The sequence below is a fragment of the Promineifilum sp. (SeqCode) genome, assembly GCF_041918635.1.
Taxonomy (GTDB): Bacteria; Chloroflexota; Anaerolineae; order Promineifilales; family Promineifilaceae; genus Promineifilum.
Genome location: NZ_JAYRVJ010000230.1, coordinates 1 through 14,613, shown reverse-complemented (window position 1 = coordinate 14,613; position 14,613 = coordinate 1). Strand labels below are relative to the sequence as shown.

Genomic DNA, 14,613 nt, shown 5'->3' with positions numbered 1-14,613 from the left:
TTCCTGATGCTGGGCATGTACATCGCCTTCTGGCTGTTCACGCTGTTGGGCATGGATCCGTACCTGTCCATCCCGCTGGTCGCCATCCTGGTGTTTCTGCTGGGCGTGCTCATCCAGGCGGGCTTGGTGCAGCGCGTCCTAGCTGCGCACCCGTTGAACCAGATCATCCTGCTACTGGGCGTCTCCACGCTGACCATCGGTCTGGTGCAGTACTTCTGGACGGCCGAGCCGCGCGTCATTCGCGTGCCCTACGAGACGGCGGTGTTCGTGCTGGGCGGCATCCGCTTCAGCATCCCGCGCACGGTGGCCTTTTTCGCCGCCATGATCAGCTCGACGCTCCTCTACCTCTTCCTGCAACGCACGCGCACCGGCACGGCCATCCGGGCCGTCTCACAGTCGCGGGTGGGCGCGCTGCTGATGGGCGTCAACGACAAGTTCATCTACCGGCTCACCTTTGGTATCGGCACAGCCGTCACGGCCATCGCCGGCGTGCTGCTGACGCCTAACTACCGCATGATCCCCACCGTGGGCCAGCCCTTCGGCGTGACCGCCTTCGTCGTCGTCGTGTTGGGCACGATGGGCAACTTCATCGGCGCGTTCGTCGGCGGCCTGATCATCGGTCTGGTGGAGGCGTTCGCCGGCTTCTTCATCGGCGGCGACCTGAAGATCGTCGCCAGCATGGTCGTCTTCATCATTATCCTCATCTTTAAGCCGTCGGGCCTCTTCGGAGGGAAAAAGGGCATATGAGCACCAAATCCGTCGATGCCACCGCCCGCGCCGGCCGCTCGCGGTTGCCCTGGCTACAGAACATCCTGCTCGATTGGGACAAAACCCAACTCCTGGTCAGTTTCATCGTGCTGGGGCTAATCGCGCTGTCGCCGCTGTTCATCAGTTCGCCCTACTACCTGGGCATCGTCGTGCTGACCACGCTCTACATGTTCACCGGCATTTCGTGGAACATCGTCGCCGGGTTCGCGGGGCGGCTGCTCATCGCCCACATCATCTTTCTGGCCGTGGGGGCCTACACCACCATCGTGCTCTACAACACGTTCGGCGTCTCGCCCTGGATCGGTATCCCCCTCTCCGGGCTGACGGCGGCGTTCCTGGGCCTGATCGTGGCCTTCATCACCCTGCGCTACGGCCTCAAGATGGACTACTTTGCGCTGTTCACCATCGCCACGATGGTGGCGATGAAAGCGCTGTTCCTGAAGTGGGATTTCGTGGGCGGGGCGGTAGGCATGGGCCTGTCGCTGTCCGATCCGGGCTGGCAGAAGATGATCTTCGCCAACAAGCAGCCCTACCTGTACATCGCTCTTGTTCTGGCGGTGGTGGGCGTCATCATCCAGTACGCCATCTACCGCTCCAAGATGGGCAAGTACTTCATGGCTATCCGCGAAGACGAAGCGGCGGCGGCCGCGCTGGGAGTGAACACGTCGCTCTATAGCACCCTGGCCCTGCTCATCGGCTCAGCCATGGCCGGCATCGGCGGCGGCTTCTACGTCATGTACGTGACGTTCGTCGAACCGCCGCAGGTGTTCGACCTGGGCCTCAACGTGGAGATCATCATGGCCGCCCCCATCATCGGCGGCTTGGGCAGCCTGGCCGGCCCCGTGCTGGGCAGCCTGCTGAACAAGCCGCTGGTGGAGTTCATTCGCGGCTTCCTCTCCGGCGGGCGCAGCGGCACGACGCTCATCGTCTACGGCGCCTTCCTGATCCTGGCTATCCTATTCATGCCGCGCGGCGTCACCGGGCTGCTGCACACGCTCTATCTCAAGCTGCGCCGGCGGTTGGCCCCTGTCCAGACGGAAGAGGCATAACATGACACTCCTCAAGGTAGAGAACATCACCAAACGCTTCGGCGGCCTGGTAGCCGTGCACGACCTGAGCCTGACGGTGGAGACCGGCGAGATTCTCGGCCTCATCGGCCCCAACGGCGCGGGCAAGACCACGGCGTTCAATATGATCTCCGGCTACTACAAGCCGACCGAGGGCCAGGTCTTCTTCGACGGCCGGAACATCACCGGCATGCGGCCCGATCAGATCTGCAAGCTGGGGCTGGCCCGCACCTTCCAGGTGGTGAAGCCCTTCCCGCAACTGAGCGTGCTGGATAACGTGATGATCGGGGCCTACAACCGCACCGGCGATAACGAGGCGGCGCGCCAGAAGGCCCTGGAGATCATCGACTTCCTGGGCATGAAGAAGGGCAGCGACCAGCTGGCCGGCAGCCTGTCCGTAGCCGGGCGCAAGCGGCTGGAAATCGCCAAGGCGCTGGCGACCGGGCCGAAGATGATCCTGCTCGACGAGGCGATGGCCGGCCTGCGCCCCACGGAGACGGACGAGATCATCGAACTAGTACGCCAGGTTAAGGAGCAGAACGTCGCCATGTTGCTGGTCGAGCACGTGATGAAGGTCATCATGGAGTTGGCCGACCGCATCGTGGTGATCCACCACGGCGAGAAGATCGCCGAGGGTGCGCCGCGCGACGTGGTGCAGGATAGCGCCGTGATCGATGCGTATCTAGGGGAGGCGGCAGTCCATGTTGAAGGTTAATGGCGTTGACGTCTCCTATGGAGACACCCAGGTTCTATTCGACGTCTCGCTGGACATCCAGACGGGCGAACTGGTGGCGGTCATCGGGGCCAACGGGGCGGGCAAGACCACCCTGCTGCGCACCATCTCCGGCCTCCTGAAGCCGAAGGTCGGCTCCATCTCCTTTCAGGACGACACCATTAGCAGCCGACCGCCCCACCACATCGTGGGCGACGGCATCATCCAGGTTCCCGAAGGGCGCTTGCTGTTCCCCAACATGAGCGTGCTGGAGAACTTACGGCTGGGGGCCTATCTGGTGAAGGACAAGGCGCTCATTGACGAGCGCCTCCACTCGGTCTACAGCCTGTTTCCCATCCTGGAGGAGCGCGCCGGCCAGATGGCGGGTACGCTCTCCGGCGGTGAGCAGCAGATGGTCGCCATCGGCCGCGGCCTCATGGCCGGCCCCAAGCTGCTAATGATGGACGAACCCTCGCTCGGCCTGTCGCCCAAGCTGGTGCAACAGGTCTTCAAGCTGGTGTCGCGCATCAATGAGGAGATGGGCGTCACCGTGCTGCTGGTCGAGCAGAACGTCCGCCACTCGTGCGAGATCTGTAGCCGCGCCTTTGTGCTGGAGAACGGCCGTGTCGTCCTCCACGGGCCGGGGCGCGAGATGCTGGAGAACGACCACGTGCGGCGGGCTTATCTGGGTCTGTAATTAGCAAGACCTGACAGGTGGGGCGTTGGCCGCCAACGCCCCACCTGTCAGGTCTGGACTCTATTATGCGCGTTCTATTCATTAACCCCAATACGTCGCCCGGCTTCACCGAGAAGATCGCTGCCATCGCCACGCGGCACGCCTTTCCCGGCACGGACGTGGTGGCCGTCAACCCGACCTCCGGCCCGCGCTCTATCGAGAGCATCTACGACGAACTGCTGAGCTCGCCCGGCACGCTGGAGACCGCCATCGAGCGGCTCGACGAATGCGACGCCGTCGTCATCGCCTGCTACAGCGACCACCCGACGGTCTATGCCCTGCGCGAGATCGCCGACAAGCCGGTTGTGGGCATCGCCGAGGCGTCGATGTTGCTGGCCTGCGTGCTGGGGCACAAATTCAGCGTGGTGACGACCAATCGAGAGTGGGAACCGCTGCTCTGGGACGCGGTGCGCCACTACGGGCTGGGTGAACGGTGCGCCTCGGTGCGCTCAACGGGCATGGCTGTGCTCGATCTGGAGACGGCCGGCGCGGAGACGGTGGACAACGCCATCATCGCCGCTGCGCGTCTGGCCGTCGAGCAGGATGGCGCGGATGTCATCTGCCTGGGCTGCGCTGGCATGGCCGGCCTGGACGAGAAGGTGACGGCGGCGCTGGGCGTCCCGGTGGTGGATGGCGTCGTGGCGGCGCTCAAGCTGATGGAGGGCGCGGTGGCCGCCGGATTGAGCACCAGCAAGCGATTGGCCTACGCCCAACCGCAGTACAAGGAGGTGGTCGGTTTGCCCGCCCTCTTCGACCGCCCCTATGTTCGCCGGTGATCAGTAGGGGCAGACCTGCGTGTCTGCCCACGTTCCACAGGGCGCACACAGCGGTGCGCCCCTACATCTGTTTGAACAAGGGCGCACACGCCGGTGCGCCCCTACGGTGGACCCATGTCTATGCTAACTTTCGTCCCCGGCGAGATGACCGATCCCGCCCCCTATCGCCTGCTGACCAGTGTCGTCGCGCCGCGGCCGATCGCCTGGATCACTTCGGTTAACGGGGAGGGCCGGCCTAACCTGGCCCCGTTCTCTTTCTACAACGCCGTCGCCGGCTTCCCGCCGACGATCATGTTCTCCGTCTCCTATCGCCGGCGGGAGCCGCGCGAGAAGGACACCCTGCGCAACGTGCGCGAGACGGGCGAATTCGTGTGCCACGTAGTGGATGAGGCGTCGGCCGAGGCGATGATTCGCTCGGCGGTGGAGTGGCCGGAGGCGTTCAACGAGATCGAGCTGTGCGGCCTGGAGATAGCGCCCGCGGTGGACGTGCGCCCGCCGCGGCTGACGTGCGCGCCAGTGGCGATGGAGTGCAAGGTGACGCAGATCATCCCGGTCGAAGGGGCGACGAACGTCATGGTGCTGGGGCGCGTGGTGCGCTTCCACATCCGCGAGGCGCTCTACCGGCCGGAGATAGGGCTGGTTGATACGGTGGCGCTGCAACCGCTCACGCGCCTGGGCGGGGGTGTCGAGTACACGCGGATCGGGGAACTACTTCTGCTGCCGATCCCCTCCCTCGAAGAAGCGATGTCCGAATCCGCCTGATCCGCGCACCTTTCCGAGGTCATCCAGGTATCCCAGATTTCGCGCATCCCTTTGAAAATCTGGGATATCTGTGGATTCTTTCTCAGCTAAAGCGATACCCGACGCCCGGCTCGGTGAGGATGTGCTCGGGGTTCATCGGCTCGCTCTCGATCTTGTGTCGCAGTTGGGAGATGTAGACCCGCAAATACTCCCGCTCGTCACCGTACTCAGCCCCCCAGACTTCCTGCAAGATCTTGCGATGCGAGATGACCTTGCCCTGATTATGGGCCAGGTATTCCAGCAGCCGGAACTCTGTCGGCGTCAAATGAATCTCGTCGCCATCGCAGAGCACCTGGTGACTGTCGCAATCGATCAGCAGCTTGCCGGAGGTGATGAGGCGGCGATCCGGCGTGCTGTCGCTGCTGTGTTTGTGGGCCACCCAGCGCCGCAGGGCGGAGCGCACGCGGGCCAGGAACTCCTCCATGCTGAAAGGCATTTCCAGGTAATCGTCAGCCCCCAGATCGAGCGCCCTGATCTTGGTCTGTTCCGCGCCGATGGTGGACAGCACGATGATGGGCGCCTGGGACTGGGCGCGTATCCGTTTGCAGACCGTCAGACCGTCCACGTCGATGGTGAAGTCGAGAAGGATCACGTAGAGATCGATGCGCTCGCGCGCGGCCACGTCCACGGCATCGCGGTCGTCCAGCGCCAGAGTCACCTCGTAGCCCCGGCCGGACAGGTTGCGGCGCAGTGTGCGCAGAATCTCCAGTTGGTCCCCGATCAGGAGGACGCGGCTGACTTCCATCTTTCCCCTGAGTGTGGAATCGTGAGCGTGAAGGAGATGGGCGTTGCCCCTTCCGGCACCGACAGGGCGATCCGCTGTTGTCTCAAGAGGCGGGCCGCCGTGAATGCCTTCAGCCTCGCCTCGGCCGGGATGCCACCGGGCGCGCCGCTGGCGAGCGGCAAGGGCTGGGTCGTCTCGCTGCCCAACCAGGCAATGAGGACGGTCGCCGCCCGGGCGAAATCCCCTTCCACGTGAATCTGCCAATCAGCGGCGGTCTGTTCCGCCCTGATTCTCAGCGTTGTGGGCGGCGCGTTGCCGGCGCTGATCAGCGCCTCGAACAACAGCTTGAGGGCCATGCGCAGATAGTCGTAGTCTACCAGCGCCAGCCGGCCCTCGCCGGGCAGCGCCAGCGTCACGGCCAGCCCCGGCGCGCTTTTTTCCAACCCATCCACGGCGCGAAACAGGATTTCCGGGATGCTGCTCGGCTCCAGCCCCAACCTGAGGATGCTGCCCTCGGACTGCATCGCCAGCGTCATGGCGGCCATCATGCCGGAGATGTGGTCGATGCTCTTGTCGATGGTCTGCATAAACTCGCGCTGGGCGGAGCGGTCCCAAATGATGCTGTTATCCAGCAGGCTGGTGATGGCGGCCTTGATCGAGGCCGATGACACCTGGAGCCGCTGGCTGACGTCGGCGTACAGCGACCAGAGTTCGGTATCGCTGCTATCGGGCGACAAATTCAATGGTTCCGACGAGATCGGATCTTCGATGTTCATGACTGGTACTACAGCAGCTTGCCCGGCCGCGCCGGTCAGGCGGAGGGCTGGGCAATCACCAGGCGCTCGGCGCCGATACGGAGGCCGGCTTCACCTTGCAGGGCCTGCGGCAGCTTGCGCAGGGTTGTGATGATGACCTGCTCGCCGCCGTCTTGCAGAAAAGTGGCGGCGGCGCGCAACTTGGCTTCCACCATATTGGACGGGATCGGCCCCGCGGCCAGCAGCGCGTTCAGTTCGTCGCGCGAGAGGTGGCGATCCTGCTCGGTATTCAGGCGCAGCAGGATGAACTTGTCGTTTCTCTCGATGAGCATCAGCATCACGGCGGCGTGCACGCTTTTGGCGATCATGCAAGCGACCTGATCGGTGTCCACCACAGCCTCAACGCCTCGCAGCGCGCCGCCGGCCGAGCGCACAACCGGGATGCCCCCGCCGCCACCGGCCACGACGACCGCGCCGCTCTGCGCCAGTTGGGTGATAGCTTCCATCTCCACCACCTCCAGTGGGGTGGGGGCGGGCACGGCGCGCCGGTAGCCCCGCCCCTGCTCCAGTAGCATGTGCCAGCCGCGGGTTTGGCGGTACTGCTCGGCCGTGAGCCGGTCAAAGTAGGGGCCAATGGCTTTGGTAGGCTCGTGAAACAGCGGGTCCTGGTCATCCACCACCGTCTGGGTGATGAGGGACATGACCGCCCGACGGTTGGCCCGCTCGGTCAACACGTTTCGGAGCGCCTGCGCCAGCATATAGCCGGTAGCTCCCTGCGTGTCGGCGCCACATACGTCGAGGGGGATGGGGTGGAGGGCGTGGCTGGCAAGCTCGGAACGCTGGAGGACGAAGCCGACCTGGGGCTTATTGCCGTGCATGATGACGAGCGGCCAATTACTATCCAGGATCGGAGCGAGGCCCTCGGCCAGCGTGCGGGCGTTGTCGCGCTGGCTGGCGATGGAGCTATCGAAGCCGTTGGCCAGCACTTCGCCGTTGACAAGTACCACGACTGCCTTTTTCATTGCAAATTCCTCTCCTAATCCTGTTCGAGCACTTGCAGCGGGCTTTCGAGCAAAGCGCGGTTGGGCGGGCGCTAAGCAGTAGGGTGGTCAAGCTGGAGTGTCTTTGGGGCAGCCGACCACCCCCATCGTCGCGATGCCGCTTGTCCGTTGCGAGCAGTATGGAGCATACCGGATGATGGGAGATTTTCAAGCTTGACTAAAGTACTACACAGATGGGTGGCCCGGCGTGCGCTCCACTTCCCCAGGTAGGACGCACTTATGGCCCTCTGTCAGGTCTGGACGCGGGATTATTGATAGGGAATCGGGATTTTGCCCAAGCGATTGCCTTCATAATGGCTAGGTGTATGGCCGCCAGGGTTCGAAAGAGCATGCGGGTGGCCAGGCTCGGTCGAGCCTATTGACAAGAGCGCTTGCGCTATTATACTGTGATCCTGTCGCATTCATGTGCCAGTGAATGGGCGCCACAATTGTATTGGTAGCGGATTGTCCCTGACATCGCGTCGCCACATCATCAATTGGGACTATACAACTCCGCGCTTCGGCCTGCGTCAATTTGTGATGTGTATCGCCTCTCCTTGATAGAGGCGTTTCGGGCCCAGTAGTGCCGGACCCAGGATTAGCAGAACTGAACGTCAAAAAGTGGCTGGTATGGCAGCGTTAAGCGTCTACCTCTTTGGCAGGTTCACGATGGAATCCGGCAACGGGCCGGCCTCCTCTCTGAACGGCGCTAAGGTGCAAGAGCTGTTCGGCTATCTGCTGCTACATGGCAGCCGGCCCCACCTGCGCGAGACGCTGACGACGCTCCTATGGGCCGACGTGCCCGCCGTCCAGGCCAAAAGCTACCTGCGCAAGACCATCTGGCAGCTGCAGGTGTCGCTGGCCCAGTTGTCGCCGCCAACCGCCGAGCCTTTTCTGTGCGCCGAAGGGGAGTGGCTCCAGGCCAACGCTGAGTCGGACCTGTGGCTCGACGTGGCCCAATTCGAGTGCGCCTACCGGCAGGCGCAAGACGTCGCCGGCGAAGTAATGGACTCGGCGACGGCCTCGCACGTAGAGGCGGCCGTCGCGCTTTACCGCGGCGATCTGCTGGAAGGCTGGTATCAGGAGTGGGTACTGTTCGAGCGCGAGCGGCTGGAGCGTATGTATCTGGTGCTGGTGGACAAGCTGATCAGCCATTGCGCCGCCCACGGCCGCTATGAGGCGGGTATCAGCTATGGCGCGCAGGCTCTCCGCCACGACCCGGCGCGCGAGCGCACCCACCGCCGTCTGATGCGCCTTCATTACCTGGCCGGCAACCGCTCCGAGGCGCTGCACCAGTATGCCCTGTGTGTGGAGACGCTGCGCCGCGAACTCGACGTGACCCCTTCTGAGCGCACCAACGCGCTCTATCGCCGCATTTTGACGGAGAGTGGAGCGGGGGAGCGCAGGGGCGGGGGAGCAGGGGAGCAGGGGAGCGCTCCACAGACCCAGACACGGGACAGAGCCGCCACGCCGAGCGGCCGGACGCCCGCTTCGTCGAACGGCGAGGTGCGCGACACGCTGCGGCAACTGGAGCAGATGCTGCATTTGCTAGGCGAGACGCAGCAACTCGTCCAGCGCAACATCAACCACGTGGCGGCGACGCTGGATGATTTGCTGGGTTCTAGAAGCTAGTTCGGAGTGCGCATCCTCAGATGCGGACGGCTCCCCGACGCGCGCATCTGAGGATGCGCACTCCGAAATTCCCACCCCCCAGGCGCACCGGTCAGAGTCCGCATCCTCAGATGCGGGACGGTCCACCCACGATACGCGCATCTGAGGATGCGCACTTCAAGAACGCCCCCGCTCCCCTGCACCCCCGCACCCCCGCTCCCCTGCAGCCGGCCACGGGATAAGAATCCCGTGCCACATGGCAACTACAAAAGAGATCGCCCCAACCTACACGCCAGGATACGCCGCAGGATACATGGCTCTGCTATGCTGCCCGCGTATGGACCCAGAACCCACTGAAACGGGCCATTCCTTTGTCATCCGGATGTGGCCGGAAGAGACGGCCATTGAACCAGGATCGATCCTATGGCGCGGGCATATCACCCACGTGCCCGGCGGCGAAAGACGATATTTTCAAGACCTGGATGCGCTCCGGCAGTTCATTCAGCCTTTTCAAGGTACTATGGCGCCACTCTTTTCGTTCGATGAGCCAGCGGAGTCCCGCAGCGGCCCCGGCGCGACGGCCGAACTGGCCGCCGCCACGGCGCGCCTGACTGAGGCGTTGAACACCCTGTTGTCGCGCCTCCGGGAAGTGGCCGAACTGCCTGGAGAGTCCGATCCCGTGCCGGCGGCCGACGCCACCATTCTGGGCGTCGAACAGAAGCTGGTTGGCCTGGGACACTACCGCGGCCAGGAGTTGCGCCACGGCATCGCCCCCGTGGCGCTCAAGGGCGGCCGGCTGCTGGCGACGGTTCAATTCCAACTTTGGGGCGCGTCGCCGGGCGAGGTGGGCGAGCTATCCACGGCCGTGCACGGCCGGTTACTAGGCGCTCGCACCCTGCTGCAACAGGAGGGCTTCCTGCGCCTTAAGGCGGCCGGCGCGTCGTTGGCCGAGCACGTCGGCTCGCTCGACGTGTGGCGCAAGGCGCTCACCTATGAAGTCCTCTACGAATATCACTACGAGGACGCCGACGGGGCCGAGGGGCTGATCGCGCGCATCCCCGTCCACGCCGATCTGGAGACCCTCAACTCGCCCGACCGCGAGACGAGCGTGGTCACCGACGCGCTGGCGCGCTGGGACGACGTGGCCGCGCCCGCCTGGGAGTTGCGCGGTGTCATGGATCTGCGGCGGGTGAACGCGCTCGTCTTCCTGGCCGGCCTGCCGCCCACCGGGGCGGTCGAGTGGCTGCGAACGACGGCCACAGCCGGCGCGCCGCCTCAGGAGTTCGCCACATTCGATGAGTTCCTGGCCGCGGTCACCGATCCGGACAACCCGGCTCTGAACGCGCGCTTCACCTTCCCCTCGCTGGTCGAGTTCCTGAACCGCTTCGACGCCGATCCCAACCTGATTAGCATGGGCAACTGGAACGTGGACGAGGACGAGGCGCTCGATACCTATCTGGCCCGCTCGCTGCAATGGGAGCGGCCGTTGCGGTTGCGGCGCGGCATTGATCGGCTGCGCATCACCTACGCCCCGGGCAGCGCCGAGCCGCGCTTCGACCACGTGGGCATTGTGTATTTGCGGGCCGGGTGAGAACCGGTTGGCCCGCTTGTTGAGGTGCGACGCACTTTCTGAAGTGCGTTGCACCTGATGATAGAAGGAATAGTCAGCGGCGGCCGAACCGCCACCCAGTTTTCTCTACAGGAGCAAACCTATGTCCGAGATGATCTTGCCAGGTGTCTACATCGAGGTGCGCCCCGAAGCGCTTATCATACCTGGGCGGGTGTCGGTCAACAACGTCGGCATCGTCGGCACCGCCAGCCGTGGGCCGGTCGATACGCCGACGCTGCTCGCCACTTATTCCCAGGCGCGCGAGATTTTCGGGGAGTACGACGCGTGGAATGAGAGAAACCCCGATCCCAACGCTCTTTCGCTCGTTCGCGCGCTGGAATTGGCCTTCCGCCATGGGGCAACCACGGTCTATGCCGTACGTATTGCCAGCGGTGGGGCTGCGGCCGGCTTTGCCCTCAACTCGGGCGGCAACCCCAACGTGACGCTGCGGGCCAACAGCCCGGGCACATGGGGCAACGAAATCGAGATACTGGTCACGAAGGCCGAGGCCGGCGACACCAGTTTCATCGAGGCGGAAAAGCACCCAGGCGACGCGCCCATTGCCCTCAAGTACCCGATTGCACGGAGTGCCCGCAACCGGGTGACGGTCTTAAATCCGGCGACGGGGCGCGTCACGCCGTTCGAAGTTTTCTACGAGGACGATCCGGCCCCTACCGCCGGCCAAGTTCGGATCGACACGGCGGCAAAAACGCTAGAGTTTTTCGCCGCCGAAGCGCCGAACGCCGCCGATCAGGTAGTGACGGTGTCCTACGTTGTCCCGTCCGCCAATAGCCGCAAGGTCACGCTGAAGCTGGGTACCATGCAAGAGGTCTACGTCGTCGCCAGCGGCGAGGATCTGGCGCGGGACATCAACGCTAATTCCGCGCTCGTCACTGTGCCTGAGGGCGATTTGGGGGCAGGCGCGGCCGATTTGCCCGATCTCTCCACTGACCCTGCCAAGTTTGAACTCTTTGGCAGCGGGACGAACCCACGCGGCAACAACGGTGCGGGCGTTGGCTCCACAGATTTCGAAGCAGGATTCAGTCAACTCCTCAACGAAAACGTCCACATTCTCGTCGCCGCCGGTCAGAGCCATCACGAGATCGGGGATGAATTAGCCGCTCATGTGGCTGCCGCTTCCAACGACGAGAACAAGCGGGAACGCATCGGCATCGTCGGCAGCGCCCTAACCGATACCTTCGACGACATTCGCGGCCACAACCTCAATAGTGACCGCGTCGTCTTCGTCGCCCCCGGCATCGTCGCTTCGGACGCTGTGCTACGGAAGGACGTCACGCTGCCTGGCAGCTACGCCGCCGCGGCTATTGCCGGCCTCATGTCCAGCTACGATCCACACGTCAGCCTGACCAACAAGCCCTTGCCGGTAGCTGGACTACAGCGCAAGTATACCAACCCAGACCTAAAGGTATTGCTGGAGGAGGGGCGGGTGTTCGCGCTGCAGGAGAAGCTCGGCTTCAAGGTCGTGCGGGGCATCACCACCTCCACCAACACCGCCTGGAAGCAGATCACCACGCGGCGCATTGTGGACTACGCCAAGTTCGGCGTGCGTTCGGCGGCCGACCCCTACATCGGCATGCTCAACAATGAGCGCGTGCGCGGCGCGTTGCGGGCGACGATCAACAGCTTCCTGACCGAGATGGTCGAGGACGAGATGTTGATCGGCTACGACCTCAACGTCTCGGCCACCCGCGAGCAGGAGCGTCAGGGCATCTGTGTGGTGACGATGGTCGTCCGGCCGGTGTTCAGCATCGATTTCATTAAGGTGACGATGTTCCTTGAGTAGAGAGTGGTTAGTAGTCAGTGAGCACTGACCACTAACAACTAGCAACAGGAGACAAACCCATGGCATTGACAAACGTCTACACCGGCGCCAACGGCACGCTGACGCTGGCGTTCGAGGATACACCCGAAGGGCAGGATGCTAAGAGCGTCATTGACCTGTATCAGGTCACCACCGTCGGCCGCGTGGCTAACGTGGAGGTCTGCATCCAAACCGACCTGGAGGAGTTCCACGAGATCGGCCGCCGCCACGCGACCTCGCTCCACCCCGGCAACATCCATATCAGCGGCCGGGTTGGGCGGGCCTACGTCAACGGCGCGCTGCTGTTCCTGCTGATGGGGCGCGGTGGGGCCCCGACCCAGATCGCCGAGCCCTACGTGCAGCCCGTCTTCAGCATGCGCATCGCCCTGAACGACCCCGCCGTGCCTGGCAACACGGTCAGCCTGGAATTGAAAGGGGTCAAGTTCCAGAACTGGGCCTACGCCATGCCGGAGGATGACTTCGTGATGGAGAACCTCAGCTTCAAGGCGCTGAACATCAGCGTAGTCGACCAGGAAGCGCCGGAAGGCGGCGGCGACGCTGTGGCTATGGTTCCGGAAGGCTTCGCGGGCACGGAGCAGGCGTAAGCGATTCCAGACGGGCCAGACCTCAGAGGTCTTCTGAGACCTCTGAGGTCTGGTAACGAGGTGAGTGATGACTCTTACGGCCGAAGAACTGCTGGCCGGCAGCGCGCTAACCCATCGGGTGGAGATACCCGCCGACTTGCTCGGCAGCAACGGCCATCGCCCGGTCGATACCGAGGTGGTGCTGCGCCCGCTGACGGTGCAGGCGTTGCAGCGCATCGGCAAGGCCGCCGGCGACGACGAGACCCTCTCGGCCTCGCTGATGATCCAGCAGGCGCTGGTGGAGCCGGGGCTGAAGTTCGAGCAGGTTTCGCAGTTGCCGGCCGGCGTGGCCCGCTTCCTGGTGGAGCGGATCAACGCCATCAGCGGCGTAACGACGGCCCGCGATGAACTGGAAGAGTTGGTGCAGGCCCCCCTGGCGCGCGCCTGCTTTGTGCTGGCGAAGACGTTCGGCTGGACGCCGGAAGAGGTCAGCGGGCTGACTATCGGCCAGATCTTGCTCTACTTGGAGATGGCCCGGCGCGATGGAGAGCATTCATGACCTTGCCGCGCCTCTGCCCGCCCTCGCCTCGCAAGGTTTTGGCCGGCGGGCGCGCCCCGGCCTGCTGGAAACAGCAGGTGCGGCGCGCCACGGCCGGGCCGGCGGCGCTGGCCCGCGCCTGCGCCTGGGTGGCCGATCTGGCCCACCAGCCGGGGCCGAAGCTGCGCCGCGAGCCGCTGCTGGGGCATTGCCTGCCTGAACTGATGGGCGAGTTGGGCCAGGAAGAGCCGCCGCCGCCGGCCGAGGCCGAACGCCGCCGCGCCAAACCCACCCCTCCGCGAGAGGGTGTGGGCGACGGCCTCAAGGGCCAACACGGGCCAACGACCGGTGCGCGCCAGCCGCGACCGCCGCGGCCTGACTCGACGGCGGGGGGACGCAAACCGTCTCACCGGCCGGCCGCGTCCGCCGTCGCGGGTGGGCCAAAGCGGGCGACGCCGGAGTTGCTGGCGCGTCACGGCGGGCGGGCGGCTAAAGGCCGCCTGGCGACCGCCGACCGCCGCCGGCCGACCGCCGGCCACCGGCCGCCGATGGGCGAGCATCGGCTGCTGGTCAAGCAGCCCGGCCACGATTGGTCTGACCGGCTTATCGAGCGGGTCAAACAGCGCGTCTTACGCCCCTCCCCTCGGGAGGGGTCGGGGGAGGGCTCCGCGTCGCTCCCTTCGCACTTTTTGCCGGAAGAGCGGCCGGCCGATCTGGCCGCGCAATGGAGCGGCCTACTGGAGGGCCGGCGCATCCCGGCCGGGTGGCTCGCCGCGCAATTGGGGCAGGTTGGGCGCGGAGCGTCCGCCGGCGCGGGTAGCCGTGGCGGACGCGACGAAAAGCCCTCCCCCAACCCCTCCCGAGGGGAGGGGGGCGGCGACCGTCAGACCGCGGCCGAGCGGCGCGGGCCGGGGTGGTATTCCCGCTTGCGCCCGCGGCGGTTGGCGGACGGAAGTCTCTTGCGCGGGACGCGAACGGGATCGGACGCGGGCCGAGGCTCGTTCGCATCTGAGGATGCGAACTCAGAAGGATGGGCCGGGCCGGATGAGGGCGGCGCGACCCAGCGGAAC

At 64.8% G+C, this 14,613-nt stretch carries 14 protein-coding genes and 1 pseudogene; 12 read left to right on the top strand and 3 right to left on the bottom strand.

The features are described from left to right. The 6 genes from ACE3UY_RS07925 to ACE3UY_RS07900 all read left to right on the top strand — a co-directional run. A partial coding sequence (locus ACE3UY_RS07925; protein WP_374687004.1) for a branched-chain amino acid ABC transporter permease occupies window positions 1–747 on the top strand: 747 nt, incomplete at its 5' end. Then, window positions 744–1,817 carry a branched-chain amino acid ABC transporter permease gene (locus ACE3UY_RS07920; protein ID WP_374687003.1) on the top strand — a complete coding sequence of 358 codons (1,074 nt, stop codon included), beginning with the start codon at window positions 744–746 and terminating at the stop codon, window positions 1,815–1,817. The genes ACE3UY_RS07925 and ACE3UY_RS07920, both read left to right, overlap by 4 nt. 1 nt (window position 1,818) lies before the next feature. Continuing rightward, the gene (locus ACE3UY_RS07915) at window positions 1,819–2,550 is read left to right on the top strand and encodes an ABC transporter ATP-binding protein (RefSeq protein ID WP_374687002.1); all 732 of its coding nucleotides are present in this window, start codon (window positions 1,819–1,821) and stop codon (window positions 2,548–2,550) included. Then, complete coding sequence (locus ACE3UY_RS07910; RefSeq protein WP_374687001.1) at window positions 2,537–3,244, top strand: ABC transporter ATP-binding protein; 708 nt, start codon at window positions 2,537–2,539, stop codon at window positions 3,242–3,244. Before ACE3UY_RS07915 ends, ACE3UY_RS07910 begins: the two co-directional genes overlap by 14 nt. Window positions 3,245–3,309: 65 nt before the next feature. Further along, window positions 3,310–4,059 carry an aspartate/glutamate racemase family protein gene (locus ACE3UY_RS07905; protein ID WP_374687000.1) on the top strand — a complete coding sequence of 250 codons (750 nt, stop codon included), beginning with the start codon at window positions 3,310–3,312 and terminating at the stop codon, window positions 4,057–4,059. 114 nt (window positions 4,060–4,173) lie between these two features. Continuing rightward, window positions 4,174–4,821, top strand: coding sequence for a flavin reductase family protein (locus ACE3UY_RS07900; RefSeq protein ID WP_374686999.1), 648 nt, complete (start codon window positions 4,174–4,176; stop codon window positions 4,819–4,821). 82 nt (window positions 4,822–4,903) lie between these two features. Here ACE3UY_RS07900 and ACE3UY_RS07895 read toward each other — a convergent pair whose 3' ends face one another. From ACE3UY_RS07895 to ACE3UY_RS07885, 3 genes are read right to left on the bottom strand one after another with little or no spacing between them, the layout of a single operon-like run. Further along, window positions 4,904–5,605, bottom strand: coding sequence for a response regulator transcription factor (locus tag ACE3UY_RS07895; RefSeq protein WP_374686998.1), 702 nt, complete (start codon window positions 5,603–5,605; stop codon window positions 4,904–4,906). After that, on the bottom strand, window positions 5,581–6,360 hold the full coding sequence (locus ACE3UY_RS07890) for a hypothetical protein (protein WP_374686997.1): 780 nt from the start codon (window positions 6,358–6,360) through the stop codon (window positions 5,581–5,583). Before ACE3UY_RS07890 ends, ACE3UY_RS07895 begins: the two co-directional genes overlap by 25 nt. A gap of 35 nt (window positions 6,361–6,395) precedes the next feature. After that, the gene (locus ACE3UY_RS07885; RefSeq protein ID WP_374686996.1) at window positions 6,396–7,361 is read right to left on the bottom strand and encodes a carbamate kinase; all 966 of its coding nucleotides are present in this window, start codon (window positions 7,359–7,361) and stop codon (window positions 6,396–6,398) included. A 648-nt stretch (window positions 7,362–8,009) separates the two neighbouring features. Here ACE3UY_RS07885 and ACE3UY_RS07880 point away from each other — a divergent pair. From ACE3UY_RS07880 to ACE3UY_RS07855, 6 genes and pseudogenes are all read left to right on the top strand, one after another. Then, entirely contained in the window at window positions 8,010–9,011 is a 1,002-nt protein-coding gene (locus ACE3UY_RS07880) for a BTAD domain-containing putative transcriptional regulator (RefSeq protein WP_374686995.1), read from the top strand. A gap of 499 nt (window positions 9,012–9,510) precedes the next feature. Beyond that, a complete protein-coding gene (locus tag ACE3UY_RS07875) occupies window positions 9,511–10,581 on the top strand; it encodes a hypothetical protein (RefSeq protein ID WP_374686994.1) in 1,071 nt (356 codons plus the stop codon). A gap of 121 nt (window positions 10,582–10,702) precedes the next feature. Beyond that, window positions 10,703–12,403 carry a phage tail sheath C-terminal domain-containing protein gene (locus ACE3UY_RS07870; protein ID WP_374686993.1) on the top strand — a complete coding sequence of 567 codons (1,701 nt, stop codon included), beginning with the start codon at window positions 10,703–10,705 and terminating at the stop codon, window positions 12,401–12,403. A gap of 59 nt (window positions 12,404–12,462) precedes the next feature. Next, window positions 12,463–13,026, top strand: coding sequence for a hypothetical protein (locus tag ACE3UY_RS07865; protein ID WP_374686992.1), 564 nt, complete (start codon window positions 12,463–12,465; stop codon window positions 13,024–13,026). A 67-nt stretch (window positions 13,027–13,093) separates the two neighbouring features. After that, on the top strand, window positions 13,094–13,564 hold the full coding sequence (locus ACE3UY_RS07860; protein WP_374686991.1) for a hypothetical protein: 471 nt from the start codon (window positions 13,094–13,096) through the stop codon (window positions 13,562–13,564). Beyond that, window positions 13,561–14,613 (top strand): annotated as a pseudogene (locus tag ACE3UY_RS07855) (hypothetical protein); the annotation flags it as partial. The gene ACE3UY_RS07860 and the pseudogene ACE3UY_RS07855, both read left to right, overlap by 4 nt.